Below are 26267 nucleotides of genomic sequence, written 5' to 3'. Positions count from 1 at the left end.
CGCCACCCGCTCCGCCACCGAGAAGTCCGTACCGCAGTCAGGGCAGGCGGCCTGCCCGAACAGGGCACCCGGCGTACTGGACCGCGCAGGCGGCGCCCTGCTCGGTGCGGCGCACGGCATCGAGGCACTCCCGGGCGACCTGGTGAGCCGCCACGAACTGGCGTGGATACTCGACACCCTGGCCCGCGACCTGCTGAGCGAAGCCACCGACTCGCCCAGCGGCGGCGAGTACATCGGGGGCTGGGACCCGAACTGGTGGGACCGCTACCCGGGTTGGTGAGCGCCCGCCGCCGCCGGTCGCGCCAGTATGGAGCGACGGGCGGCGGCAGCGGCTGCTACGAGGTCACGGAGACGGTGCACCGCGTGGTGGCCAGCTCCGACCCGTCGGCGGTGAAGGCTACGGTGACGGTGTACTGGCCGGGCGCGAGGCCGGAACCGGCGCTCAGGCGGACGGTCCGGGACACCTCACGTGCCTCCGAGACCCGCAGCGAGCCCTGGGTGAGGTCGGCCGCGAGTCCTGACGGAGCCACGAGCGTCCAGCCGACGTCGTGCCCCCGGAAGTCGACGTCCTGGGCCGTGACCGTCAGGTCGACGGACGCGCCCTGCGGCACGGTGAGTTGGGTCTGCGGGAGGTAGCCCCAGGCGGGGGAGCGGTACTCGGTGGCGATCTGCTGCCGGGTGACCTGCTCGCCGTAGCGCGGCGTGCTGTAGGACGATTCGAGCTGGATGCCGTTGAAGCGGTGCTGCTGCGTCAGCCGGCGGTAGAGGTCCATCGCCTGCTGCTTGCCCGCCGCGTCGTTGGCCTGGGCGTACCGGGTGATGTCGATGTCGGCCAGGGCGAGTTCGCAGCCCGCCGCCAGCCGGTCGAGGACCAGCGCGGCGGCGCTGTCCGCGGCCGTCCTGGCCTGTGCGGAGGCGATGTCGGCCGCGGCGGCCTGGTACTTGGTGCGCAGCGCCGCCGGCTGGCTGGCCGTGTTGAGGATGTCGGGATCGTCTGCGGTGCGCAGCAGGTAGTCGGCCATGTCCTGGGCAGCCGGTCCGAACCGCGCGGGCAGGTAGCCGCCCAGGAAGCCGTCGTAGGTGAGCGTCGGATCCCATGCGCTGCGGGCGGCGAAGAGATGGACCGCCTCGAACTGCAGCCAGCTCGCCGGCTCGGCGTACATGCCGATGCCGTCGACGCCGACGCTCAGGTACGTCTCCGCGTCCCGGGCGAGGACGTCGATCGGGTTGCCCAGCTCGCGCCAGCGGTAACGGCGCGAGTAGTCGTAGATCGCCAGCGTGCCCGGGTGGGTGGCCCGCCACTGGCGCAGCACGTCGAGGTAGTGCGCGTTGACCGTCGAGGACGGGTCGCCGAACGGGACGGTGTACGTGCGTCCGTAGGCGGCGTAGTCGATGACGACGTCCGGATCGAAGGCGTACCCGGCGGTGGGCGTGTCCAGCCCGGCACCGTAGGCGATGCGTTCCACCTGGACGCCCAGCCCGGCGTCGGCGAGGGCGGCGACGAGCGTGTTCACCACGTGCACCTCGGCGTTGGTGGCGGAGCCGAACGCGGCCAGGGTGGCCTTCGGCCAGGCCGCCCCGTCCGGCGGCCAGCAGTCGAAGACGCCGATCTCCGGACGGTCACGCAGGTAGGCGACGACGTTGGCGATGTACTGGGACAGGGCCGCGTCGTCGTGCACGTCGAAGACGTTGGCCCCGGCGGTGTAGTACTGCGGGTAGTCGGCGGGACGGAGGAACGCGTCGTAGCCGTGGCCGCCGACCTCCACGGCGATGCCGCGCTTGGCGAGTTCCGGCGCCATCCACGCTGCGAAGTCCTCGTAGCGGGTGACTCCGGCGCCGTAGTAGTCGTACGGGAAGACCAGGATGTTGAGCCGCTGCTTGCCCATCCAGTCGATCAGTGCGGTGAGCGAGGACTTGCTGATGCTCCAGCCCTCCTCGATCGCCTTGCGCCGCACGGGCCAGGGCGGAGTCACCAGGAGGGACTGGGCACGGACGCCGATGTCGGCGGTGCGCGGAACGCCCTCGGCGGCACCCTGGTAGTAGTCGAACCCCGGGGCGAAGAAGCCGACCCCCCACTGCTCCAGCAGCGCGTACGTCGCGTACACCACGCCGCGCTCGCCGACACCGCTCAGCAGCACGCCGTGCGCGGTGGCGCTCACCAGGTAGCTGTCCGTGGCCCGGCCGTTCAGCTGCGCGTCAGCGTCCGCCAGCCACGGCGGCGGGACGACGGCCCCCTGATCCCGGAGGCCGGGGAGCACGGCCACTCCGGAGGCCGCGGTCCGCGGCTGCTCGGGCCGCGCGTGCACGACTTGGAGGCGGGCGCCGCTCATCCGCTGCACGTAGCCGGCCAGTTCACCGGCCGCGAACTGCGCGGTGGCACCGCCCCACCACAGCACCGTCGCGGCGGCACCGCCCTTGCGGACGACGGGGAACGCGGGCGCCTGCGCCCTGCCGTCCGCCGCCCGGGCCTGTGTCCCGACGGCTGTCAGGGCGACGGCTCCTGTGATGCCGGACAGGAACGTTCGACGCTTGAGGTGGGACATGGCGCCTCCTGGTGTGTGCGGGGCTTGGGGTGTCAAGCAGGTGCGGGCGCAGCGCGGACCGGCCCCGTGCGGTGGCCGGTGTGCGCTGCCTGCGGCGTAGGCCCGTAGGAGCGTCGGCCGGCGCGGATCCCGCGGCGTCTCGCATTATTTATTCCGGTGGCGGATCATATTGAGGTCCGGTGGCGCCCGCAAGGGGTCAGCGCGACCGACTCGCCTCCGACCTCGCTGCTGCGGGCGTTGCGGCGGGCGGTCGTGACGCGGTCGGACGGGAGTGCGATCGTTGCGGTCTGTGAGACGTTGAGAAAGTGCAGATCAGGGCGCCGGGGGACGTGGCTCCGATGAACGATTATTTCTTCCGGGAATTGTTCGAATAGCGGACCAGGGCGCATGATATTCCGGTGACTGCTACTCCTGCCCGCCGCAACAGGTCGGCCCACGATGATCTCGTCCTCGCAGAGCTCCGCCGAGCGGGGGCGCTCAGCCGCGCCGAGCTGGGCCGGCGCACCGGCCTGCCCAAGACCACGTTGTTCAGCATCGTCGCCGGTCTGCTGGAGAACGGCGTCCTCGTCGAGCAGGGCGCCGACGACACCGCCGGCCGCGGCCGCGGCCGGCCGGCGACGCGCGTGGTGCTCAATCCCTCCGCGGGCCTGTACGCCGGGTTCGACATCGGCCGCAGCCGGATGCGCCTGGTCATCGTCAACACCTCGCACGAGGTGGTGGCCAGCGGCATGCACGACCTGCCCTCCGCGGTGCGAGCCGACGTCGTGGCCCCCGCGGCCGCGGACCTGCTGCGCCGGACGGCCGGCGAGGCGTCCGTCGACCCGTCGACGCTCACCGCGATCGGCGCGGGCGTGGTCGGCATCGTCGGTGTCGAGTGGAAGCCCAAGGAGATCGAAGCGCTGCGGACCCGCATCTCCGAGGAGTTCGGGGTGCCGGTGGTGCTCGGCAACAACTCCCGCGCCGAAGCCCTGGCCGAGGCCACCTGGGGTGCGGGGAGTTCGGTGCAGGACCTGGTCTACGTGCGCTGGTCCACCGGGATCGGCGGGGGACTGGTCGTGGGCGGGCGGGCCGTCACGGGCGCGCACGGGTCCGCCGGTGAGATCGGCCATGTCAGCGTCGATCCGAACGGGAAGCCCTGCCACTGCGGTGGCCGGGGCTGCCTCGAAGGCGTCGCGGGAGGAGGGGGGTTGCTGGAGCAGTGCGCCCGGCAGGGGCTGGAGCTCGCCGACCTCGACGCCCTCGTCGCCGCCGTGCGCAACCTCTCCCCGACGGCGACCCGCGTGGTCGTGGCCGCGGCCGAACGCGTGGGCCGGGTGCTCGCCGGGACGGCGGCCCAACTGGACCCCTCACGGATCGTGGTGGGCGGGGAGTTGGCGCAACTGGGCTCGCTCGTCCTGGATCCGATCCAGCAGGTGATCGGCCGGCTGGCCCTGCCGCGTGCCGCGGGACGGGTGGATGTCGTGCAGGCGGCGCTGGGCGTCAACGCGGCGGCTCTCGGCGCGGTGACGCTGCTGCTCCAGGAGGAGTCGCCGGGCGCCTGAGACCAAGGGGTCGGGGATTGCGGTCCGCCGACCCCTTGTGGACCAGACCACTCCTTAATATGATCCGATCTGGGAAAAACCCGCTGGGGCTCTGTCCGCCGTCCCAGCTGCGGCCCGGCGCCCGCTCGCCGTTCCCCCTGCTCCTCTCCCAGAGACCGATCGGAAGGTCCCTCCGGCTGTGTCACCGCGCAACATCCTCTTCCTGATGACCGACCAGCACCGGGTCGACACCCTGGGCTGTTACGGCAACACCGTCATCGACACCCCCGCCCTCGACCAACTGGCGGCCGAGGGCACCCGATTCGACAGCTTCTACACCCCGACCGCCATCTGCACCCCCGCCCGCGCCTCGCTGTTCACCGGGCAGCACCCCTTCCGCCACGGGCTGCTGGTGAACCCCGAGCGCAACGGCGGTGGACGCGACGAGGTCGAGGACGGCTCGCCCGTGCTGTCCCGGCCGCTGCTCGACGCGGGCTACCACCTGGGCCACGTCGGGAAGTGGCACATCGGCCGCGACCGCGGACCGGAGTACTACGCCATGGACGGCGAACACCTCCCCGGTGCGCTCAACCCCGTGCACCACCCCTCGTACGAGGCATGGCTGGACGCCCGGGGGTACCCGCGGTTCGCGGTCAAGGACGCGGTGTTCGGCACCGCGACGAACGGCACCGGCCGCGGCCACCTGATCGCCGGTCGCCTCCAGCAGCCGCCGGAGGCGACCATCGAGGCCTACCTCACCGACAGGACCCTCGAACTGCTGGACCGCTACGCCGACGCCTGGCACGCCGAGGGCAAGCCGTTCATGCTGTCCTGCCACTGGTTCGGTCCCCACCTGCCCTACCTGATCCCCGACGAGTACTACGACATGTACGACCCGGCCTCGGTGCCGTTGCCGGCCTCCATGGCCGAGACGTTCGCCGGCAAGCCCGACGTGCAGCGCCGCTACTCCGCGTACTGGTCCGCGGACGACTTCGACGCCGACGCCTGGCGCAAGCTGATCGCCGTCTACTGGGGGTACGTGACCTTCATCGACCAGCAGGTCGGCCGCCTGCTGGAGGCACTCCGGGCCCGCGGCCTGTGGGACGACACCGCGGTCGTCTTCACCGCGGACCACGGAGAGTTCACCGGCTCCCACCGGCTCAACGACAAGGGGCCGGCGATGTACGAGGACATCTACCGCATCCCGGGCATCGTGCGCGTCCCCGGCTGCCCGCCGCAGGTCCGCGACGACTTCGCCACGCTGATCGACCTCCATCCCACGCTCCTGGAACTGGCCGGCCTGCCCGCGCAGGAACCCTGTGACGGGACGAGCCTGCTGCCGGTGCTGGTCGGCGAGGCGGCCGACGGCACCCGCGAGCAGGTGGTCACCGAGTTCCACGGCCACCACTTCCCCTACTCGCAGCGGATGATCCGCGACCGCCGGCACAAGCTGGTGTACAACCCGGAGAGCGTCAACGAGCTCTACGACCTCGAAACGGACCCGCACGAACTGCACAACGTCCACGAGGCACCCGCGTACGCCGGTGCCAGGCGGGAACTGACGTCGCGTCTGTACCGCGAACTCCTGCGGCGCGGTGACCCCGCCTACACGTGGATGAGCTACATGTCCGACATCGACGGGGGCCGCGCGCCCGACGTCGACGGTGTGGCGGATGATGTGGCATGAGGCGGCAGGCCGTATCCGCCGCGCCCGCCCGGGGGCCGGGCCAGGTGAAGGAAGAGCCCGGGAGGGCACGGAAGACGCCCGGTTCCGCGCCGACGCCGGCGGACGCCGCGGGCGACGCGGCTCGCCGGGCGGCCTGGGCGCAGCGCCTCCGGAACGCCCTGCTCTCGCTGTGCTCCGCGGTGCTCGGGCTGCTGGTGTGGATCGTGCTCGCCCACAGCGGCATCCAGGGATTCCCCGGTCCGGCCTCGGTGTTCAGCCGCGGCTGGCAGATGCTCCGTGACGGCGTCCTTCTCGACGACCTCGGCGCCAGCCTGCGGCGCGTCCTCACCGGTTACGTCATCGGCACGGCCCTCGCGGTCCCGGTCGGATTCGCCATGGGCTGGTACCCCGTGGTCCGCCGGCTGATCGAGCCGTGGCTGCAGTTCTTCCGCATGGTTCCGCCGCTGGCGGTCATCCCGCTGGCGATCGTGCTCATGGGCATCGGCGAGACGCCGAAGATCTTCGTGATCTTCCTGGCCGCCTTCCTGTCCTGCGTGGTGTCCACCTTCCAGGGCGTGGTGTCGGTGGACCCCACGCTGGTGAGCGCCGCACGGGTGCTCGGTGCCAAGGACGGCCGGGTGTTCCTCGGCGTGGTGGTGCCCGCCTCCAGCCCCTTCATCCTGGTCGGCATGCGGATCGGCCTGGGCGCCGCCTGGGCGACCGTCGTCGCCGCCGAACTGATCGCGGCCCAGAGCGGGCTCGGCTTCCGGATGCAGCAGGCCCAGCTCTACTACGACCTGCCCACGATGTTCGTCCAGCTGATCGCCATCGGCACCGTCGGTCTGGCCATGGACCGGCTGCTCCTGTTCGCCGAACACCGGCTGACCGGGTGGCAGGAAAGGAGGTAGGGCCATGCCCTCCATCGAGTTCCACGAGGTCCGCCGTGACTTCGGTTCCAAAGCGGGGGACTTCCTGGCCCTCGACGGTGTGAGTCTCACCATCGAGGACGGCGAGTTCGTCACCGTCGTCGGCCCCTCGGGCTGCGGCAAGAGCACCATGCTCAACGTCGCCGCCGGCCTGCTGGACGCCACCGCAGGTTCGGTCACGGTCGACGGCGAGGAGGTCCGCGGCCCCAGCCCGGAGCGGGGCGTCATCTTCCAGCAGTACGCGCTGTTCCCGTGGATGACCGTCGCCGAGAACGTCGAGTTCGGCCTGAAGGTGGCCGGTGTGCGCCGGGCCGAACGCCGGGCCGCGGCGCGGCGCGTGATCGACATGGTCGGCCTCGGGGACTTCGCCGACGCGCTGCCCAAGACGCTGTCCGGCGGCATGAAGCAGCGGTGCGCCATCGCGCGGGCGTACGCGGTGGACCCCAAGGTCCTCCTCATGGACGAGCCCTTCGGCGCCCTGGACGCCCTCACCCGGGTCCGCATGCAGGACTCGCTGCTGGAGACCTGGAGCCGGGACCGCCGCACGGTCATGTTCATCACCCATGACGTCGACGAGGCGGTCTACCTCGCCAGCCGAGTCGTCGTCATGGCCGCCCGCCCCGGGCGCATCCACCGGATCGTCCCCGTCGACCTGCCCTACCCCCGCACCGAGGAGATGCGGCTGTCCGCCGAGTTCGCCGACCTGCGAAGGCAGGTCTGGAACGCCGTCTACCACCAACCGAGCACGCTCGAAGGAAGCTCCTCATGAAGCGCAGAACCGCCGTCCTGTGGGCCGCCGCCACCGTCCTCGTCGTCACCTCCGCCACCGGCTGCGGCTCCTCGTCCTCCGGCTCCGGCAGCGGGTCCACCTCGGTCACCTTCGGCTACATAGCGGACTACAGCGGGTCGGCCGCCCTGGCCGTCGCCGCGGAGCAGCACCTGTGGCAGAAGGCGGGACTGGACCCCAAGCTCAGGGTCTTCACCAACGGCCCGCTCCAGGTGCAGGCGCTCGGCGCCGGCGACCTGGACTTCGGATACCTGGGCCCCGGCGCCCTCTGGCTCCCGGCCTCCGGGAAGGCCAAGATCATCGCCGTCAACATGCTCGGCCAGGCCGACCGCGTCATCGCCCGCCCCGGTACGGGGATCACCAGCCCCGCGGACCTGAAGGGCAAGAAGGTCGCGGTGGCGGAGGGCACCTCCGGCGACATGATCCTCAACCTGACGCTGAAGAAGGCCGGGCTCAAGCCGTCCGACATCACCCGGGTCGTCATGGACCCGAGCACCATCGTCACGGCCGTCTCGTCCGGCCACGTGGACGCGGCGGCCATCTGGTACCCGCTGATCGACATCATCAAGAAGCGGGTGCCCGACCTCGTCGAGGTCAGCCGCACCGAGGACTTCTACCCCAAGCTCACCTTCCCCAACGTCTTCGTGACCCGGCCCGAACTCCCGGGCAAGAAGCCGGACCTGGTACGCAAGGTCACCTCCGTGCTGCGGCAGGCGGACGACTGGATCGTCGCCCACCCCCAGGAATCGGAGAAGGTCACGGCGGCCTTCCTCAAGGTGCCGGCGTCGCAGCTCGCGGGGTCCACCAAGTACGTGAAGCTGCTGTCCTCCCAGCAGTTGACGGAACTCGGCACCAACGGCACCGTCGACGGCTGGTTCAACGGCCTGGCCGACACCTTCACGAGCATGGGCAAGCTCACGTCGCCCGCCGACGCGAAGGACTACTACCTGGGCGACCTCTACAAGGCCGCCGGCAACCCGAAGTAGCGGGCTCCCGCCCGGCCCCGCCCCCGTTCCCGCATGCCGCCGCCCGCAGGCGAAGAGAGGAATCCTCCGCGATGCCCGACGCCATCCCCCCGGGACAGCCCCCGCTCCCGGGCGGCGGCGCATGCTGCGGTCCGTCCCGCGGGTCGGCCGCGGCGGACGCCGCGATCCACCCGGCGCCCTCCGCGAAGGCGGTGGACGGCACCCCGGCTCCCGCCGCCCGGCCCGGGCGGGACACCCCGCACGGCATGGTCGCCATCCCGGGCGGCACCTTCTGGATGGGCGGGGACGACGCCGACGCCGTCCCGGGCGACGGCGAGGGACCGGTCCGGCAGGTCACGCTCCAGCCCTTCCACCTCGACGCCACCGCGGTCTCCAACGCCCGGTTCGCGGACTTCGTCGAGGCCACCGGGTACACCACGGAAGCCGAACGGTTCGCGTGGTCGTACGTGTTCGCCGGCTTCGTCCACCCCGGCGCCCGCGGCCACGTCATCGACGCGAGGGTGCCCGGGGCGCCCTGGTGGCGGGCCGTGCGCGGTGCCTTCTGGCGGGCGCCGGAGGGGCCCGGCTCCACCCTCGACGACCGCCTCGACCACCCCGTGGTGCACGTGTCCTGGCGGGACGCCGCCGCCTACGCCTCCTGGGCCGGGAAGCGGCTGCCCACCGAGGCCGAGTGGGAACGGGCCGCACGCGGGGGACTGGACCGCAGAAGGTTCCCCTGGGGCGACGAACTCACGCCGGAGGGCCGGCACGTCTGCAACATCTGGCGCGGCGAGTTCCCGGTGCGCAACACGGCCGAGGACGGCCATCTCTCGACGGCTCCCGTCGACGCCTTCCCGGCCAACGGCTTCGGGCTCCACAACATGGCGGGCAACGTGTGGGAGTGGTGCGCGGACTGGTTCAGCCGCGACTGGCACGCCGCCGGCACCCCCAGGACCCGCGTCGACCCGACCGGCCCGCCCACCGGCAACGCACGCGTGATGCGCGGCGGATCCCACATGTGCCACCGGTCCTACTGCAACCGCTACCGGGTCGCCGCCCGCACCGCCAACGCTCCCGACAGCTCCGCCGGCCACATGGGATTCCGCTGCGCCCTCTCCGGCTGACCGGCGGGCCCGGCCGCAACGTCCCCCCGCGGCACGGCGCTCCGGTTCAGCGGACTTCTCTGCGTTCGAGGTCCGGGGTGCCCTGGACCGGTACGGGGAGGGGGCCGGAGTCCGCGGGGGCGGTGCCGGAGGCGGTGGGGGAGGTCGTGTCGAGGACGGCTGCGATCTGACCGCGGCGGGAGCAGCCCAGCTTGTTGAGGATGTGCTCGACGTGGGAGTCGGCCGTGCGTTTGGAGATGACGAGTTGCTCGGCGATCTCGCGGTTCGACATCCCGGTGGCGACGAGTTCGGCGATCTCGCGTTCGCGCCGGGTCAGCGCGTCCAGTCCGGCCGGCGCGCCCGGGCCGGCCGGCCGCTCGGGCACCGGCTCCTCGGCGTCCTCGGCGGCGAGGGTGACCGCGAGCTCGTCGTCCAGTTCCATGCCCTGGCGGAAGAGCTCGCTGAAGCGTGCCTGCCCGAGCTGGTCGGTGACCTGTGCGACGACCCGCTGATGGTCGCGGGCCAGGCTGGGCCGGCCCCACATCAGGATGACGTCCCCGGCGCGGAAGTACGCGTCGGCCGCACCCAGCAGCCAGGCCGCGCGCACCGGCCGCCCTGAGGCCGCGGCTTCCCAGGCCAGTATCTCCAGGCAGGTGGCCATGCCGTCGGCCTCGTCCTGCTCGGCCTTGAGGCGGATCGCCCTGCGGATCACCGGTCCGCACTCGGCGTGCCGTCCGTCCACCCACAGGGCCAGTCCGATGAACTCCTGGATGAACGAGCGGAAGAAGGCCTCCCCGGTGGAGCCGAACTCCTTCCGGTAGGCGCGGTCGGCGGCGAGTGCCCGTTCCGGGTCGCCGGTCAGCCCGGCGATCATCGCGTCGTGCATGTGGACGAAGCCGGTGCCCAGCGCGTAGCCGCTGTCGAGCAGCAGCTCACGGGCCCGGGCGTAGTGGGCGTCCGCCTCGGCGTCCTGACCTGCCAGCATGAGGCCGACGCCGGCAACCTGCAGGGCGTACCCGTGCAGCCGGTCGTCGCCGAGCCCGCCCGCGAGGTCGAGCGCCTGCCGGATCGCGTCCTCGGCCGCCGGCCGGTCGCCCTGCACGAAGGACAGGTGGGCGTAGTGGGCCAGCGCTTCGGCCCGCTCCGGCACCGGGTCGCCGACCAGATCCAGACTGCGCTGCAGCCACAGCCGGCCCTCGCTGAACCGCGAGGTGCACAGCCAGTACGGGACCAGGCGGACCGTCAGCCGCAGGGCGTCGACCGGAGCCGCGTGGCCCGCGCCGTGAGCGCGCTCCAGCGCGGTGCGCACGTTCGCCCAGTCACGGGCCAGCGCCTGCACCTCGTCGACCTGGCGGTCGGTGTACGCGGCACGTGCGAAGCCGGCGGCCGCGTCGGTGTAGCGGGCCAGGTGCCGGTTCCTGGTGGCCTCCTGCTCGCCGGTGCGCTCCAGCCACTCGGCGCCGTACTCCCGCATGGTGTCCAGCAACCGGTAGCGGACACCCGAGGGGGCGTCGACCCGCAGCACGATCGACTTGTCGACCAGGCTGATCAGGTGCTCGATGACCTCCTCCTCATGGATGTCGCCGCCCGCAGTCACCTTCTCCGCGGCGGCCAGGTCGAAGGTGCCGGCGAAGACGGACAGCCGTGACCACACCAACCGCTCCTCGGGGGAGCACAGTTCGTGGCTCCAGCCGATGGCGGTGCGCAGCGTCTGGTGGCGCGGCAGAGCGGTGCGGCGGCCGCCGGTCAGGACGCGGAAGCGGTCCTCGAGCCGCGCGGCGAGCTGCTCCAGCGGGATGGCGCGCAGGCGGACGGTCGCCAGCTCGATGGCCAGCGGGATGCCGTCCAGCCGGTGGCACAGCGCCTGGATGTCGTCCCGGTTGTCGTCGGTGATCCGGAATCCGGGGACGACGGCCGCGGCACGCTGGGTGAACAGCTGCGCCGCGTCGCCGGACTCCACGTCCAGCGGGGGGATGGTGAGGGTGTGCTCGCCGGGGACGTCCAGCGGCTGACGGCTGGTGGCCAGGACCTGGATGTCCGGGGTCTCCCGCAGGATCAGGTCGGCGAGCAGCGCGCACTCGTCGACCAGATGCTCGCAGGTGTCCAGCACCACCAGCATCCGGCGGCTGCTCAGGTGGTCCACGACGGCCCCGAGCGGATCGCCCGGGTCGCGGATCCCGAGCAGGTCCGCCAGGGTCTGCGGGAGCAGGTCGCCCTGCTGGAGCCCGGACAGTTCGGCCAGGCAGATGCCGTCAGGGTATTCGGCGGCGCGGTCAGCCGCGGCGCGCAGCGCGATCCGGCTCTTGCCGACCCCTCCCGGCCCGATCAGGGTGACGAGCCGCACCTCGTTCAGCAGACGGCGGACATCCCCGAGTTCGGCGGTTCGGCCGACGAACGACGTGACCGCGCTCGGCAGCCCGGACCGGTTCTGACCGAACCGTGTGGCCATGCTCACCCTGGTGCACTCCTTCAACGGTGCGTGCTTCGGCGGTCACGCACTGCGGTTGGTCCAGGCTAGAAGCCATGACCGCCGCGCCGGGCGCAAAGTGGCAAAGTCACCCGCACGCGAACGGCATTGACGGAATCGTTGCCGAAGTTGCCCCGCTTTATCCGTCCTTGCCCGTCCGAAATCGTCGGACACTCGCCTCGGCGGGGGGCCGGACGCCCCGAGTCCCGCCGGTACGGCACGGTTTCCGCCGCTGGGACCACCGGTTTCCGAATGCGGAAGGGAAGACGCGTGGCGAAATAGGTATACGGATATCCGCACGTGTCGCAGCGGGCGGGACACGCCCGTTGGGCAGACTTGGCCGGGTCGTCAGCGGAAACCATTCTTCAGATTCGCCGATAGTCGCACCTGCGCGCTGCCCCCTCCTTCGCGCGCAGGTGGGGGCGGTGTGAGAAGTCCGGTCTTCCGGCAACGGCCCAACGGGCGGCCGCCCCTCATCACAGGGGGGGCGGCCCTCCGCAATGTCGAGAAAGGGATCGCCAGGAATATGCCTGCCGTCGTGCCGTCAAAGGCGGCCGTACCACCAGGTGCTCCGAATGTGTCACGCGGGACGAATTCCCGGAATACCTCAGGTATTCGGGGTGCAGACGAGCTCGACGTGGAGAAGCGGTCGGGCCCTGCCGCATCTGCCGTTCAGAGCGAGGGGAATCCGAAGGGCGCGGTCCAGCCGGACGGGCGCAGGACCCGGAAACCCGGTATCCGGCAGGATGCCACCCGGGCCCGCTGGTCGCACGGTTCCCCCTCCCACCGGCTTCTGGCCCTTGCCGGCCGGGGTCTCACGCGGTTCCTCGAACGCACCGAACGCTCCGGTGCCCCCGAGGACGACACCGCCGATGCCGACGGGGTGAGCCGGCGTTGAGCACCGGCCGCTGCCTGCGTCCCTACGATCCCCTGGGGTCGGTCGAGGCCCGGCAGCCCTACGAGCGCGCACCCTACGAGGCGCTGGTGACAGCCGTCCTCGCGTGGAGCGACCCGAGCCTCCCCCCGCACGACTATCTGCAGATCGCCCTCCAACTCACCGGTCACGCACGCGCGGTGGCGGCGGACATCCTGCGCCACGCCGACCGGACCCACCGCGGCGGCCGCTCCTGCGCGGCGGCCGCCGCACTCGTGTACGCGACCGAACGGCTGGCGTCACTGCCCCTGCAGGGCACGGCGGCGTGCGTCCAGACGCGTGCGCGGCTCGTACGGATCCTTCATGCGTGGCTGGACGGCCTCACCGCGCCCCGCTCGTCGCCGGACGACGCGCTTGCCCCGATCGGCGCCCGGCTCAGTGTGTGACGGCGGCGTGCCGCCTGCGCCGTCAGACCCACCGTGCACCCGCCGGTCGGTCCGGCCTCGGGGTGCGCGGACGTCCGCGGTTCACCGTGCGTGGCGGATCGCGTCCGCCAGGTCGGCCGCGGTGGTGGGGGTGATACGGGGCTGGTCGACGAGAGCGGCGTCGATGACGGCGGCGAGAGGGCGCGGCACCGAGGGCAGCCGGTCGCGTACGGGCACCGGCGGGTGGTGCAGGACGATGTCGACCGGGTCGGCGCCGTCGGGGAAGTCGCGCGGGGGCGAACCGGTGAGCATCCAGTACAGGGTGGCCGTCGTCGCCCACAGATCGACCTCGGGCCGCGCGTACTTGAAGTCGATGACCTGGCCGCGCGGCATGAAGGCCACCGTGCCGCCCATCGCGCCGGTGAGGGTGTAGCCGGACAGGCCGGCGCTGTCGAACGCCTTGGACAGGCCGAAGTCGGCGATCTTGACGGTCGTGTCGTGCGCGGTCCCGGTCCCGGTGAGCAGCAGGTTCTGCGGTTTGATGTCGCGGTGCACCAGGCCCCGGTGCACCGCGGAGGTCCCGTCGGCCAGCCGTACCGGCACCTCCGCGGTGTGCGCGTACTGCAGCCCGCGGAGCACCTGGAGGGTCACTCCCACCGCCAGGTCGACGCCCAGCCTGCCGCCGGCCCGCGCCACGAGGTCGGCGACGCTGCCGAGGCGGCAGAACTCGGAGGTGAAGTAGAAGGTGCTGCCGTGCGCGCCGCCGCCGTGGAAGGCGACGACGTGGGGATGGCGCAGCGCGCGCGTGCAGGCGAACTCCCGCAGGAAGCCGTCGCGGGCGGACGGGTCGACGGCGTGGTGGGCCAACAGGGTCTTGAGAGCGACGAGTTCACCGGTCCCCTCGTTCCGGGCGAGGTGGACGACGCCCTGCCCGCCGCGGCCGAGTTCCTGGAGCAGCCGGTAGCCGTGGATGCCGGCCGCGTCCGGCTCGCCGGCCTCGGCCGCCGCCATGAGCGCATGCGCGGCGTCGACGGGGTCCCGCGGTTCACCGAACGCGGGGCCGGGCTGTCGGGCGGACCGGACGGAGACCCGCAGCACCGCGCCGCCGACGCGGATCTCGTCCCCGTCGGACAGCTCCCGTCCGGCCGGACCCGGCGCCAGCCGCTCGCCGTTGACGTAGGTGCCGTTGCGGCTGCCGAGGTCCCGCACCCGCACGAGCGGGGGATTGACGTCGAGCACGCAGTGGTGCCGGGAGACCTTCTTCTCCGTTGCGGCCAGCGGGATGCCGCACTCCCGGGCCCGGCCGACGAGGCAGGTCGTGCGGTCGTCGAAGACGTAGGTCGCGGGCGTCGGCGCGCCGCACAGCGTCAGGGTGACGGAGGAGGGCATGTCACCACGCGAAGTCCCAGTCGAGTTCGAGACACCGCACGTACTCGAGCTCGGCCACCAGCAGCCGCCGGGCGTCGGAGCTGAGGGCGATGCCGAAGACCTGGCCGCGGTGTCCTTCCAGGACGCGCAGCCGCTGCCCCTCGTGCAGGTCCCACACGTGCACGTCCTCGTCCGCGAGGCCGGTGAGGGCGAAGCGCCCGTCGGAGGTGAGGGCGAGGGAGTTGACCAGGCCCGGCTCCGCGATCTCCCGGATCACGCGGCCCGTCGCCGGATCGAGGACGACCAGCGTGCCGAACCCGGCGATCACCGCCCGCCGGCCGTCCGCGGAGACCACGAGCTTCGCGATGTTGTACGGGCCCTCCACCGACCAGATGGGGTGGCCGCTCGCCGCGTCGTAGGCGTGCACGCCGGACCGGCCGTACTCCAGGACGCTCCTTCCGCCCGGAGCGAAGCGGAGGTCGGCCCCTCCCTCGCGCCCGGTGTGCCGCCACAGACGCCGGCCCGACGCCAGGTCCCACCCGCAGAGTTCGTCCAGGTCCGAGCGCCGGCGCCGGTCCTCCTCGGCGCCGGCGAAGGCGTTCGACGCCGCGTACCGGCCGTCGGGACTGATCGCGACCGCGCCCACCGGCCCCTGGTGGGCGCGGAAGGAGGAGAACGGTTCGGCGTACCGCGACCGCGTCCGCACGTCGTCGACGTCCCACAGGCACACCGTTCCGCTGTCCTCACCGGTCAGCAGCCAGCCGCGGTCCCCGGTCATGGCCACCACCCGGATGCCGTCGCGGTCCAGCGTGACGGTCCGGTCGTCCGTCAGATCGAGCAGGCCGGCCTCCGACCGGCCGGGGACCACGGCCGCGGCGCCGTCGCTGGTGATCAACGGAGTTCCGGAAGCGGTGACCGTCGAGGCGATCACGCGGTTCTGCCGGGCGTCGGCGGCGTCGCACAGCAGGAACCGGTCGGGGAACAGTCCGGCGAGGAACACGCTCGAGTCCCCGACGAACGCCAGCGCCGAAGGGCTGCCGAGGCGCCCGGTGAAGTCGAACGTCTGCCATGCACCGCGCAGTCCGGTCCGGCGCCCGTGCCGGCCCAGCATGCTCCAGTGGTGGAGCAGGTCGGGATGCCGTGCGTGGCCCGGCACCCCCCGCGCGGTGCGCAGGCAGGCGGCCGCCCGCGCGTAGTCGCCCGCTTCGAAGAGCCGCTCGCCCTCGTCCATGGCCGCCTGGAACCGCGCTGCGTGGTCGGACAGTTCAGCGGCGGCCCGGGGCCGGGCGTACGCCCACGGCGCGCGGTAGCCCGGGACCGGCAGGGGCTGGACCAGGATCCGCCCGTCGATCGCCGGCAGCACGGCGTGGCGGCCGTCGGCGCTCACCGCGAGGTGGAAGGTGTGCCGCGACATGTCGTCGTCGACCGTGCGCAGGCAGCGGCCGTTCGCCGTCTGCACCATCCGGAGCGGCTGATCGCCGCCGACGAGGGCCAGGGAGCCGTCGGGCGTGAGAGCGAGCGCCGAGATGTCCGTCAGATGGTGGCCGCGCACCTCAGCGGCGGTCCGGCCCGTCCAGACGTCCCACAGCACCATCGGCCCACCCCACACCTGAAGGGCGTACCGCACCCCCGGGGCCGCGGCCGCCCTTCGCACGAAGGCGCCCCACGCCGAGCGGTGGGGATCGGTCCGCGGCTCGGTGAGAACCAGCCGGCATGCGCCGGCGGCGACATCCCACCCGCGGACCGCGGTGTCCCGCAGGTCGCCGGCGGTCACGGCCACGGCGCCGTCCTCGCTGAGCTCCAGCACGCGCAGCCCCTCCACCTGGCTCGGGACCGGCCCCAGGGGTTCTCCGGTGTCCAGGTGCCAGAACCACAGGGTGCCGTCCGCGTGCCCGGTGGCGCCGACCTTCCCGTCGGCGCTGAGCGCGGCCGCCGTGACACCCGGGGCAACCGGGGCCGCCGGGAGGGGAATCCGCTCGCCGCGCGCCAGATCCCACGCTTCCGGCATGCCCCCGCTTCGGCCGACCAGGCCGGTCCGCCCCTCGCCGTCGATCGCGACGGCCGTGACGCCGCGGCCCTCGGACGTCAACTCCCGCAGGCAGCTGCCGCTTCGGGTGTCCCACAGCCGCAGGGCCCCCTGGTGGTCGCCGGACAGCACCAGACCCCCGTCGGCCGACACCGCCACGGCGCTCACGCCAGCCTCGTGGCCGGCCAGGACCACCGGGCGCGTCCCCGGATCGCGTGCCAACTCCGCCAGCGCCTCCGCGACCTCGGCCTGTTCCGGCTCTCCCGGGGCCGCCGGGCGCAGCAGCTCCGCGGCGCGCTCGCGATCGTCGCGCTCCAAGTTGACCAGACCGAGCAGCCGCGCGCCCAGGACGTCGTCGCCGCCGATCGCGCGGGCGGACTCCAGCTCGGCGACGAGCTCCGCATCGGTCTTCTTCGCTTCGCGCCACCGGTGCAGGCCGAAGTTGTAGGTGGCGATCAGGCTGTGGCCGTCCCTCCCCATCGCCTCCCTCCACCGCGCCTCGGCCTCCTCTGTGCGCCCGAGGTCGAGCAGGGACAGCGCCTGGTTGGAGAGGCCGTCGGCCAGCACCGCGGCCGCCTCCGGGACCGGCCGCGGGTAGGGCGTGCCGACGACGTCCCCGTACACCTCGCCCAGAACGCCGGCGACCTCGTCCAGCCGATCCGGCCGCGCCGTCGCCGCGGTCGTGAAGCACTGGCGCAGCAGCCCCACGACGGCCGGCGGCACCGGCGGCACCCGCGGATCCTCGGGGCCGCCGTCCAGCAGCACGTCGAGCGCCTCGGCGGCGGCCTGGCCGTGGTCGGTCGGCCGGCGGCCGGTGAACATCTCCAGCACCGTCAGTGCCCACGACCACACGTCCGTCGCGGGCGTCAGCCGGACCTCCCGGCGGCCGGCGGCGGCGAGCGCCTGCTCCGGCGAGCAGTACGGCCGGGTCCTCCCGCCGTAGGTGACGCCGGGCGCGAACGTCCCGCCGGCGTCCGGTGTGCGCGCCCCGGCGAGTCCGAAGTCGGTGATCTTGGCGGTTCCGTCGGGTTCGAGCATGACGTTGGCGGGTTTGACGTCCTGGTGGACCAGGCCGGTGTCGTGGGCGTGCTGGAGGCCCCACGCGGTCTGGACGGCGATGTCGAGGATCCGCGCCAGCGCTGCCCGGCGCCCGCCCTCGTAGAGGCGGCCGTCCGCCACCGCGTGGGCGAGGTCGCCGCCGTCGACCCACTCGGCGAACACCCGCGGCGTGCCGCCGACGGTCCGCACGTAGGCGCAGTTGACGGTGTGCGGGTGCAGGCCCAGGCCCACCCAGGTTCCGGCCTCGGCCTCGAACCGGCGCCTGCCCCGCTCGGTGGCGACCTGCTCGGGCTGGGGCGTCTTGACCGCGAGGTCCACGTTCCAGCCCAGGTGCCGGACCCGCTGGACCGTCCCCATGCCGCCGCTGCGCACGTCGCCGAGGACCTCGTAGAGGTCGAGGACCACGTCGCCGGGCAGCCAGACCTCGGGCGTCGTCACCACGTCGTCAGTCGGCCAGGGCCACGTACAGCGGGCTGCCGAGCAGGACCCGCATGCCGGGCCGGGCGTCGAGTTCGGGGTACGGGCTGGGGCCGGTCAGCAGGCGCCGGGCGACGAACTCCACGGTCTGCCGGGGGCCGCGCAGCAGCCGCCCCGCGGTGTGTACCCAGGCCAGCGACGGCTGGTCGGCGGGTACCTCGACGCCGTCGGCGGCGAACGCCGAGGCCAGGCCGGTCAGGAGCGCCGGTACCGAGGACGGCGCGAACTCCTGGGCCTGCGGCCCGCTCGAACCGAGCACATGGCTGCCGGCGCCGCCCAGACCGAGGATGGTCTGCCCGGTCCGGCCGCCGAAGTACACCAGTGCCCCGCCGTTGCCGCCCTGCAGGGGTCCCCACTGCAGGGGCAGGGTCCCGCGGAAGTACGGTCCCGGTTCGTCCACCGAACCGGTCTGCCCGGTCTCCTCCAGATGACGCAGGACGCGCTCCAGCCTCGCCGTACGGTCGGGCGCGGGTGCCTCGACGCTGCGCCGGACGCTGAACAGCTTGACGCTCAGGCCGGCTTCCGTGGTGCTGGGGCGGCCGAAAGCGGGGTCGATCTGGGAGAGCAACATGTCGACTTTGGCGTCGCTGATGTACAGGTAGTACCGCATCGTCACCGTCCGAGGGTATCGCGTCGCCCCCCGCACGGGCCCCGGGCTCGTCCGGCAAGTGCGGGGGACGGAACGCCTGTTGACGGCGCCTGGCGGGTCCGTGCACTCCCCGGCGTCCGGCGCCCTCAGGGGCCGCAGGACGCCGGGGAGAGGGGGCAGGGGCTAGTCGGTGGTGAAGGCGTCGAAGTCCGTCTCGCCCGTCGTGCCCGCGGCGTGCGACGTCGCGGTCAGGCCCACGTCCTGCGTGGCGGCGGCGGTGGGGAGGGTGATGGTGCCGACGAGGTTCCAGGTGGTGTCGTCGGTGGAGTAGTAGCCGCTGTACGTCGTGCCGTGGCGGACCAGCTTCAGCCACGACGGGTAGGTGGCGGTGCCGGCGGAGTCCTGGGAGTCCAGCTGCCCGTCGCCGTCGCTGTCCCAGTCGAGGAGGTAGCCGTTCCCGGGGGTCTCCACCAGGGCCAGGTAGCCGGGCGAGGCGCCCGCCTTGGTGATGTCGTTGCGGACCATGATCCCGGCCTTGGCCCAGACGTTGGTGTCCGCCTGGGAGTCGATCTTCACCGTGGTCGTGGAGCCGTCGTGCTCGGCGCCCGGCAGGTAGATCGTGCCGTACTCGTCGACCGGGGTGTAGAGGTCGGCGCCCTGCGCCCGGATGCCGAGCCGCGTGCCGGACTGGCTGAAGCTCGCCGTGGTGGAGGCGAACGTCCGGTACGGCGCGGCGACCTGGTGGTTGACGGTGACCGTGTCGCCGACCGCCAGAGGCGTCGTGGCCGGGCCGAAGCGGTACGAGGCCGTTCCCTGGAAGCCGCTGGTGGCGAACAGCTCGTCCGAGGGCTTGAGGGAGACGGTGTACGTGGCCTGCAGGGTGCCGCCCGGCTTGAGGACCGGCGAGCGCGTCGGTGACGTCGTGCTGATCGTCGCGCCGTCCGGGCCGGTCAGGTCCAGCGCCGCGTCCGTGACCGGGCGCGAGCCGTTGTCGGAGAGCACCGCGGTGACCGTGCGGGTCGTGCTGTCGCTCGCGGCCGGCGCCCAGTTCAGGGCCAGCGTCACCGACGGGGCGGTGTTGCCGGCGACCTGGTGGACCGGGTGGACGCGCAGCAGCGCCACGCCGTGCGGCGGGACGTCGGCCGCGATCCGGCCGGCCGACTCGGTGGTGCCGTGGCTCCACAGGTCGGTCAGCGCGTAGTCGCGGGAGGAGGGCAGGCCGAGCGCCCGCGCGGTGGTCGCCACCTCGCGCGGCGCCGTGCCGGTGTTGAAGAGGCCGACGACCGCGTCGCCGTCGGGCTCGGTCTTGGCGAACACCTGGCTGTCGGCGCCGTCCGCGATCCGCCGCGCGTCGATGCCGTCCTGGTCGACGCCGAGAACATCGGTGTTCTTCAGCAGGGAAAGGTCCGCCGGGTCCAGGTGGGTCAGGTCGCTGCCGAGCATCAGCGGGGAGGCGGCGAGCGACCAGAGGCTCATCTGCGTCCTGCGCTCGTCGAGGGTGAGCCCGTCGTCGGCGCCGTTGCCGATCTCCAGCGAGTCGTAGTCGTTGTAGCCGGCGGGCCCGCCGTACGGGGCCCAGGCCGCGACCTGGTCGAAGCGGGAGGTGATCGACGACCAGGAGGTCAGCGGGAAGCTGCTGCCGTCCGGGCCGCAGTAGCACTCGATGTCGCCGCCGGTCCGCCAGCCGTCGGAGAGCTGCTGCCAGGCGGCCGCGTTGTGGATGTCCAGGCTGTTGGACAGCTCCAGGTGGATCGGGCGCCCGGTCTGCCGCAGGGCCTGCGACCAGGCGCGGACGTCGCCGATGTCGGGGGTGCCGACGCCGTCGATCTTCAGGTAGTCGATGCCCCAGCCGGCGAACTGGTCGGCCCAGGAGTCGACGAAGTCCTGCGCGCCGGGCTTGGTGTAGTCGATGCCGACCATGCCGCCGCAGTTGTAGTTCGCCTCGGCGGTGGTGGTGGCGATGTCAGCGGCGTGGTACGGCGTCCCCTCGATCGCGGTGTTCCGCGCGACGGCCTGCCGGGAGATGCCGGGCGTGACGTACAGGCCGAACTTCAGGCCGAGGGAGTGCACGTAGTCCGCGACGGCCTGGATGCCGTTCTCGCCGCCGCGGGGCGGGAACGCGGTCTCGTCGGTGACCCAGCGGCCGTACCGGTCGACGTCCGGGCCCTGGGAGCCCGGGCAGTGGTACCAGAAGTCGTCGACGTTGGCGTAGACGAAGCCCTCCTTCGCCAGGCCGTTGTCCTGAAGGGCCTTCGCCTGCGCCTCGATGTTCTGCGCCGTCGGGTGGCGCCGAACGAAGCTCCAACTGCTCCAGCCCAGCACGGGTTTGGCGGTCGTCGTGCCGCTCTCGGCCTGTGCGGCCGGTCCGCCGGCCGCGGTGATGCCGGTGGCGAGCAGCAGTGCTCCGGCGAACGCGGCGAGCGCGCCCCGGATCGGTTTCCTCATGGGTGATGTCCTCCGTCGCAGCGCCCTGACAGCGCGAGAGGGTGGGGTGGCGGCGCCGGGGTAGGGGCGGGGGAGGGGAGCAGCGGGCGCCGGCTCGGCGCACCACGCTTCCCGCGCCCGCCGTCCCGGCAGAGGGGACGCGGCATGCGGGTCTGCGGAACGGCCCGGAGCCCGCCCGGCTCACTGTCGTCCAACTGCGTCCGACCGCACCAGGTGCGCTCAACATCCACCGTGGAAGGGGAGGTTAAGCGCACACGATCGAACGCGGATCAACAGATAGCACCGGATGCCGTGGGCCTGTCAAGAGGCGGGAGTGACGGCGAACACCTACGGTGCGCAGCCGTCCGGGGGAGAACGTGGGGCATACTCGGGCGACGCGGGCCGACAGGTGACCCGCGAGCAGCGGAGGTGCGTGATGGTGTCGTCGACGGGGCCGGACTCTTCCCGGAGGGTCACGATCCATGATGTCGCCCGCTCCGCCGGGGTGTCCCGGCAGACCGTCTCGCGGGCGCTGAACGGCAAGGACGAGATCGAGCGCTCCACCAAGCAGCGCGTGCTCGACGCGGCCCGCGAGCTCGGCTACCGGCCGAGCCGCTTCGCCCGCGGCCTGGTCCGCCAGGACACCACCACCATCGGCCTGGTCATCCCCGACCTGCGCAACCCGTTCTTCACCGAGGTCGCCGCCTCCGCCCTGGAGGCCGCCCGCGCGCGCGGCTGGCACGTGGTCGTGTACGACACCGCGGACCGGCCCGAGGAGGAGCTCGGCACCCTCCAGGTGATCGGCTCGCAGGTGGACGGCGCGGTCGGCTACTTCAGCTGTGGCGAGGACGAGCTCGACCGGTACACCCGCGGCATGCCCCTGGTGCTGATCGGCCGCGAGCACCGGATGGCCCGGTTCAGCTCGATCCGGATCGACGGCGAGGAGGGGGTCCACGCGGCGGTGGCGCACCTGGTCGCCCAGGGTCACGCCATGATCGGCATGCTCGACCACGACAACCGCGCCGAACCCAGCCTGCGCCGGGAGTGGTTCGTCTCCGCCGCGCTCGCGCACGGCATCGACCCCGGCCGGGTCAAGGGCGCAGGGCAGTCCGCGGACGGCGGCGGAGCGGGGCTGCGCGCCCTCCTCGACGCCTATCCGGAGGTCACCGCGGTCTTCACGTTCAACGACATCGTGGCGCTCGGCGCGCTGCGCGAGGCGCGCCGGCTCGGGCGCGAAGTGCCGTCCGAGCTCGCGGTGATCGGCTTCGACGGGCTGCAGCTCGGTGCGCTCATGGAACCCGCGCTGTCGAGTGTGGCGCTCGACACGGGCCGGCTCGGCACGCTCGCCGTCGAACAGGTCGGCAGGCTGCTGACCGGCGCCGATCCGCTGCCGCCGGAGGACCTGGAGGTCCGCGCCGAGCTCAGACTGGCCGGTTCCGCGTAACCTGCCGGACTCATGATTGACCCGTATGTCTTGACATTCGTCTGGAGCGAAGCGCAGACTCCGAGCATTCACGAGCGTCCGTGAACGTTCCCGGGAGCGTTCACGGGACGGGGTTCACCAGCCCCGCCCGGCGCTCGGTGCGGCGCCGCCCGTGTCCGCACCGGTCAGCGCCGAGGACGTGATTCCAACCAGAAGGCAGCCCCGCCTTGAGGTGTCAACGTCGACCGGTCCAGCACTGGAGCTGGACACCCTGGAAGGAACCCATGAGAAACACCGCCTCGCGCGTCCGTCTCGCCGCCGCGGTCACCGCCGTGGCGAGCATCGCCGTGCTCGCCGGCTGCTCGTCGTCGTCCGGCAACTCGGGCAGCTCCTCGGCCGCCGCCTCCTGCGCGCCAGCGAAGGGCAAGGTCACCCTCCAGTACTGGAACACCGTTCCTGGCATGGACAAGGTCGTCGCTCTGTGGAACAAGCAGAACCCGAACATCCAGGTCCAGACGAAGAACATCTCCAACGACCAGTACGGCACCATCAGCAACGCGCTCAAGGCGGGCAACGCCCCCGACCTGGCCCAGGTCGGCTATGACGAGCTGCCCAACCTGCGCACCCAGAACGCCTTCGTGGACGCCGCCAAGTGCAGCGCGGCCACCGCCGCGAAGTCCAAGTTCGTGCCCTGGACCTGGTCGCAGGCGAGCTTCGGCGACACGGGCGTCTTCGCCTTCCCGCAGGACACCGGCCCGATGGCGCTCTACGTGCGCAGCGACATCTTCGCCAAGTACCACCTGCCGGTCCCCAAGACCTGGGACGAGTACGCGGCCGACGCGCAGAAGATGCACTCCGCCGACAAGAACCTCACGATGACGTTCTTCGACCCGAACAACGCCGAGTGGTTCAACGGCCTGCTGTGGCAGAACCGCGCCAAGATGTACGGCTACAGCAACGACAAGTGGCAGGTCTCCGTCGACTCGCCGCAGAGCAAGCAGGTCGCCGACTACTGGCAGAAGCTGATCGACTCCAAGGTGGTGCGCACCGACCTCGCCAACGGCTCGACGCAGATGTACGCGGCCTACCAGAAGGACCAGATCGCCAGCTACGTCGGCGCCGCCTGGGGCTACAGCATGTTCCGCGACAACCTGCCCAGCCAGGCCGGCAAGTGGTCGATCGTGCCGATGCCCACGTGGGGCACGAACGCCGCGTCCGGCGACTGGGGCGGCTCCACCGTCGCGTTCATGAAGGGCAGCGCCCACCTGTACGAGTCGGTGAAGTTCAACACCTGGCTGAACACCGACCCGCAGGCCCTGGCGCTGGAGAACAAGCTCGGCGGCCTGTACCCGGCGGCCACCGCCGGCCTGCAGCTGCCGTCGCTGTCCGAGGGCGTGCCCTACTACAACAACGAGAAGATCTTCGACGTCTTCGCCCAGTCGTCCAAGGACATCGACACCAGCTTCGCCTGGGGCCCGACCCAGAAGACCGTCAACCTGAGCCTGCAGGACGCGATGGCCAAGGCCGCGGCCGGCAACAGCACCCTCAGCGGCGCGCTGTCCACCGCCCAGGCCACCGCGCTGAAGTCGATGAAGGACCTGGCCATCCCGGCCGAGGCAGGCAAGTGACCGCAGCATGACTGACACCGAAACCCGCGCAGAGCGCGTGGTCGCGGCGCCCGAGGTCCCCCGCCGCCGCCGTCGCCCCGGCGGCGGCGGCCCGCGGGCGGGCACCATCGCCGCGTTCCTGACGCCGTTCTTCCTGCCGTTCGTGCTGTTCTACCTGGTGCCCGTGGGCTACGCGCTCTGGCAGAGCTTCCGGGTCGTGCGCCGCAGCGGCGGCCAGTACGGCACCTCGTACACGACGTTCGGCGGCTTCCACCAGTACACGCAGGTGCTGCACAACACCGAGTTCTGGTCCAGCATCGGGCGCATCGGGCTCTTCGGCATCGTGCAGGTGCCGGTCATGCTGTTCGTCGCGCTGATCATGGCGCTGCTGCTGGACACCCCGCTGCTGAAGATCAAGGCGTTCTTCCGGATCTCGGCGTTCATGCCGTACGCGGTGCCCGGCGTCATCGCCGCGATCATGTGGTCCTACCTGTACTCGCCGCAGCTGAGCCCGGTGGTCGACCTGCTCGGGCACCTCGGGCTGCACCCGGACTTCCTCGGTCCGAGCGCGGTGCTGTGGTCCACGGCGAACGTCTCCACCTGGCTGTGGACCGGCTACAACATGCTGATCATGTACTCGGCGCTGCAGGCCATCCCGCAGGAGCTCTACGAGGCCGCCAAGCTGGACGGTGCCAGCAACTGGGCCATCGCCTGGCGGATCAAGGTGCCGATCATCGCGCCCTCGATCGTGCTGACCACGGTGTTCTCGATCATCGGCACGCTGCAGCTCTACGCCGAGCCGGCCGTGCTGCGGCAGATCTCGTCGAACATCTCCAGCACCTTCACCCCGAACATGCTCGCCTACACGGTGGCCTCGGGGAACAACTACCAGCAGGCAGCGGCGATCTCCGTGGTCATCGCCCTCATCACCTTCGTCTTGAGCTTCGGGTTCATGCGACTGACCTCGAAGAGGGCCGGACTGTGAGCAACGTGACCGCGGGCCGCCGGTCCGCCTCCCGGGAGAGCCTCGCCAGCCGCACGGCGGTCATGGCGCTGATGCTCATCCTGATGATCTACTTCCTGCTGCCGGTGTACTTCCTGATCGTCGCCGCCACCAAGCCGCAGGGCGATCTCGCCGCCACCAACGGCCTGGCGTTCTCGCACTTCAACCTCTTCGACAACCTGCACACGCTGTTCACCCGCAGCGACGGCATCTTCCTGAAGTGGGCGCTGAACAGCGTGGTCTACGCCGTGCTCGGCGCCGCCGTGGGCACCCTGATCTCCGCCCTGTGCGGCTACGCGCTCGCGAAGTTCAGGTTCCGCGGGCGCGAGTTCCTCTTCTCCGTCGTGCTCGGCGGGGTCCTGGTGCCCACCACCGCGCTCGCCCTGCCGCTGTTCCTGCTGTTCTCCTCCATCGGGCTGGTCAACACCTACTGGGCGGTGTTCCTGCCGAGCATCGTCAGCCCCTTCGGCGTCTACCTCGCCCGGATCTTCGCCTCCGCGGCGGTGCCCGAGGAGCTGCTGGAGTCGGCCCGGCTGGACGGCGCGGGGGAGTTCCGCACCTTCTTCTCGGTGGCCTCCCGGCTGATGGCGCCCTCGCTGGTGACGATCTTCCTCTTCCAGTTCGTGGCCATCTGGAACAACTTCTTCCTGCCGATGGTGATGCTCCAGAAGGAGTCGCTCTTCCCGGTCACGCTCGGCCTGTTCGAGTGGAACGGGCAGACCGCCCGCGCGCCGTTGCTCCAGGAGTCGGTGATCACCGGCTCGCTGGTCTCGATCGTGCCGGTGATCGTCGTCTTCGTCCTGCTCCAGCGGTTCTGGCGGACCGGTCTGGCCGCCGGCTCGCTGAAGTGAGCCCGGGCGGTACCGGCAGGCCCCGAGCCGCCGGTACCGCCCGCCCCCCCCCCACCCCCCCCCCCCGCCCCCCCGCCCCCCCCCCCCCCCCCCCCGCCCCCCCGCCCGGCCCCCCCGGCGGGGGCCCCCCCCGCCCCCGCCCCCCCCCGGGCGGCCCCCCCGGC

General features: G+C 72.1%; 18 protein-coding genes. 12 read left to right on the top strand and 6 right to left on the bottom strand.

The features are described from left to right. The first annotated feature begins 142 nt into the window (after nt 1-142). A complete protein-coding gene (locus tag ACH4TG_RS16560) occupies nt 143-280 on the top strand; it encodes a hypothetical protein (RefSeq protein ID WP_398242993.1) in 138 nt (45 codons plus the stop codon). 55 nt (nt 281-335) lie between these two features. Here the strand turns inward: ACH4TG_RS16560 and ACH4TG_RS16555 are convergent, their stop codons facing one another. Then, entirely contained in the window at nt 336-2543 is a 2208-nt protein-coding gene (locus ACH4TG_RS16555; protein ID WP_398242992.1) for a DUF4838 domain-containing protein, read from the bottom strand. Between the two features lie 398 nt (nt 2544-2941). Between ACH4TG_RS16555 and ACH4TG_RS16550 the strand changes: the two genes are divergently transcribed. The 6 genes from ACH4TG_RS16550 (at nt 2942) to ACH4TG_RS16525 (ending at nt 9531) form a co-directional block, all read left to right on the top strand. Beyond that, nucleotides 2942-4084 (top strand): ROK family transcriptional regulator, encoded by a 1143-nt coding sequence (locus ACH4TG_RS16550; protein ID WP_398242991.1) that lies wholly within the window; start codon nt 2942-2944, stop codon nt 4082-4084. A 178-nt stretch (nt 4085-4262) separates the two neighbouring features. Next, entirely contained in the window at nt 4263-5750 is a 1488-nt protein-coding gene (locus ACH4TG_RS16545; protein ID WP_398242990.1) for a sulfatase-like hydrolase/transferase, read from the top strand. 44 nt (nt 5751-5794) lie between these two features. Continuing rightward, a complete protein-coding gene (locus tag ACH4TG_RS16540) occupies nt 5795-6637 on the top strand; it encodes an ABC transporter permease (protein WP_398242989.1) in 843 nt (280 codons plus the stop codon). Nucleotides 6638-6641: 4 nt separating this feature from the next. Further along, nucleotides 6642-7424: an ABC transporter ATP-binding protein gene (locus ACH4TG_RS16535; RefSeq protein ID WP_398242988.1), complete on the top strand. Its 783-nt coding sequence runs from the start codon at nt 6642-6644 to the stop codon at nt 7422-7424. After that, nucleotides 7421-8428 (top strand): aliphatic sulfonate ABC transporter substrate-binding protein, encoded by a 1008-nt coding sequence (locus ACH4TG_RS16530; RefSeq protein ID WP_398242987.1) that lies wholly within the window; start codon nt 7421-7423, stop codon nt 8426-8428. Before ACH4TG_RS16535 ends, ACH4TG_RS16530 begins: the two co-directional genes overlap by 4 nt. A gap of 71 nt (nt 8429-8499) precedes the next feature. Continuing rightward, complete coding sequence (locus tag ACH4TG_RS16525; RefSeq protein ID WP_398242986.1) at nt 8500-9531, top strand: formylglycine-generating enzyme family protein; 1032 nt, start codon at nt 8500-8502, stop codon at nt 9529-9531. A gap of 46 nt (nt 9532-9577) precedes the next feature. Here the strand turns inward: ACH4TG_RS16525 and ACH4TG_RS16520 are convergent, their stop codons facing one another. Further along, nucleotides 9578-11959 carry an ATP-binding protein gene (locus ACH4TG_RS16520; RefSeq protein ID WP_398243056.1) on the bottom strand — a complete coding sequence of 794 codons (2382 nt, stop codon included), beginning with the start codon at nt 11957-11959 and terminating at the stop codon, nt 9578-9580. A 912-nt stretch (nt 11960-12871) separates the two neighbouring features. Between ACH4TG_RS16520 and ACH4TG_RS16515 the strand changes: the two genes are divergently transcribed. Next, the gene (locus ACH4TG_RS16515) at nt 12872-13297 is read left to right on the top strand and encodes a restriction endonuclease (protein ID WP_398242985.1); all 426 of its coding nucleotides are present in this window, start codon (nt 12872-12874) and stop codon (nt 13295-13297) included. 81 nt (nt 13298-13378) lie between these two features. Here ACH4TG_RS16515 and ACH4TG_RS16510 read toward each other — a convergent pair whose 3' ends face one another. The 4 genes from ACH4TG_RS16510 to ACH4TG_RS16495 all read right to left on the bottom strand — a co-directional run bounded on the left by ACH4TG_RS16510 (nt 13379) and on the right by ACH4TG_RS16495 (nt 21240). Then, on the bottom strand, nt 13379-14665 hold the full coding sequence (locus tag ACH4TG_RS16510) for a protein kinase (protein WP_398242983.1): 1287 nt from the start codon (nt 14663-14665) through the stop codon (nt 13379-13381). Nucleotide 14666: 1 nt separating this feature from the next. Continuing rightward, complete coding sequence (locus tag ACH4TG_RS16505) at nt 14667-18167, bottom strand: protein kinase (RefSeq protein WP_398242982.1); 3501 nt, start codon at nt 18165-18167, stop codon at nt 14667-14669. 7 nt (nt 18168-18174) lie between these two features. Continuing rightward, a complete protein-coding gene (locus tag ACH4TG_RS16500) occupies nt 18175-18816 on the bottom strand; it encodes a DUF7019 family protein (protein WP_398243055.1) in 642 nt (213 codons plus the stop codon). A gap of 162 nt (nt 18817-18978) precedes the next feature. Further along, the gene (locus tag ACH4TG_RS16495; protein WP_398242981.1) at nt 18979-21240 is read right to left on the bottom strand and encodes an NEW3 domain-containing protein; all 2262 of its coding nucleotides are present in this window, start codon (nt 21238-21240) and stop codon (nt 18979-18981) included. Between the two features lie 415 nt (nt 21241-21655). Between ACH4TG_RS16495 and ACH4TG_RS16490 the strand changes: the two genes are divergently transcribed. From ACH4TG_RS16490 to ACH4TG_RS16475, 4 genes are all read left to right on the top strand, one after another. Continuing rightward, the gene (locus ACH4TG_RS16490; protein ID WP_398242980.1) at nt 21656-22663 is read left to right on the top strand and encodes a LacI family DNA-binding transcriptional regulator; all 1008 of its coding nucleotides are present in this window, start codon (nt 21656-21658) and stop codon (nt 22661-22663) included. A 263-nt stretch (nt 22664-22926) separates the two neighbouring features. Further along, on the top strand, nt 22927-24270 hold the full coding sequence (locus ACH4TG_RS16485) for an ABC transporter substrate-binding protein (RefSeq protein WP_398242979.1): 1344 nt from the start codon (nt 22927-22929) through the stop codon (nt 24268-24270). 7 nt (nt 24271-24277) lie between these two features. After that, on the top strand, nt 24278-25234 hold the full coding sequence (locus tag ACH4TG_RS16480) for a carbohydrate ABC transporter permease (protein WP_398242978.1): 957 nt from the start codon (nt 24278-24280) through the stop codon (nt 25232-25234). A 62-nt stretch (nt 25235-25296) separates the two neighbouring features. After that, the gene (locus tag ACH4TG_RS16475; RefSeq protein ID WP_398243054.1) at nt 25297-26103 is read left to right on the top strand and encodes a carbohydrate ABC transporter permease; all 807 of its coding nucleotides are present in this window, start codon (nt 25297-25299) and stop codon (nt 26101-26103) included. Nucleotides 26104-26267 lie beyond the last annotated feature (164 nt).

It is taken from the genome of Streptomyces sp. NPDC020917 (assembly GCF_044333795.1).
GTDB lineage: Bacteria > Actinomycetota > Actinomycetes > Streptomycetales > Streptomycetaceae > Actinacidiphila.
Note: the sequence above shows the minus strand (reverse complement) of the source record. Positions and strands in the feature narration are given on the sequence as shown.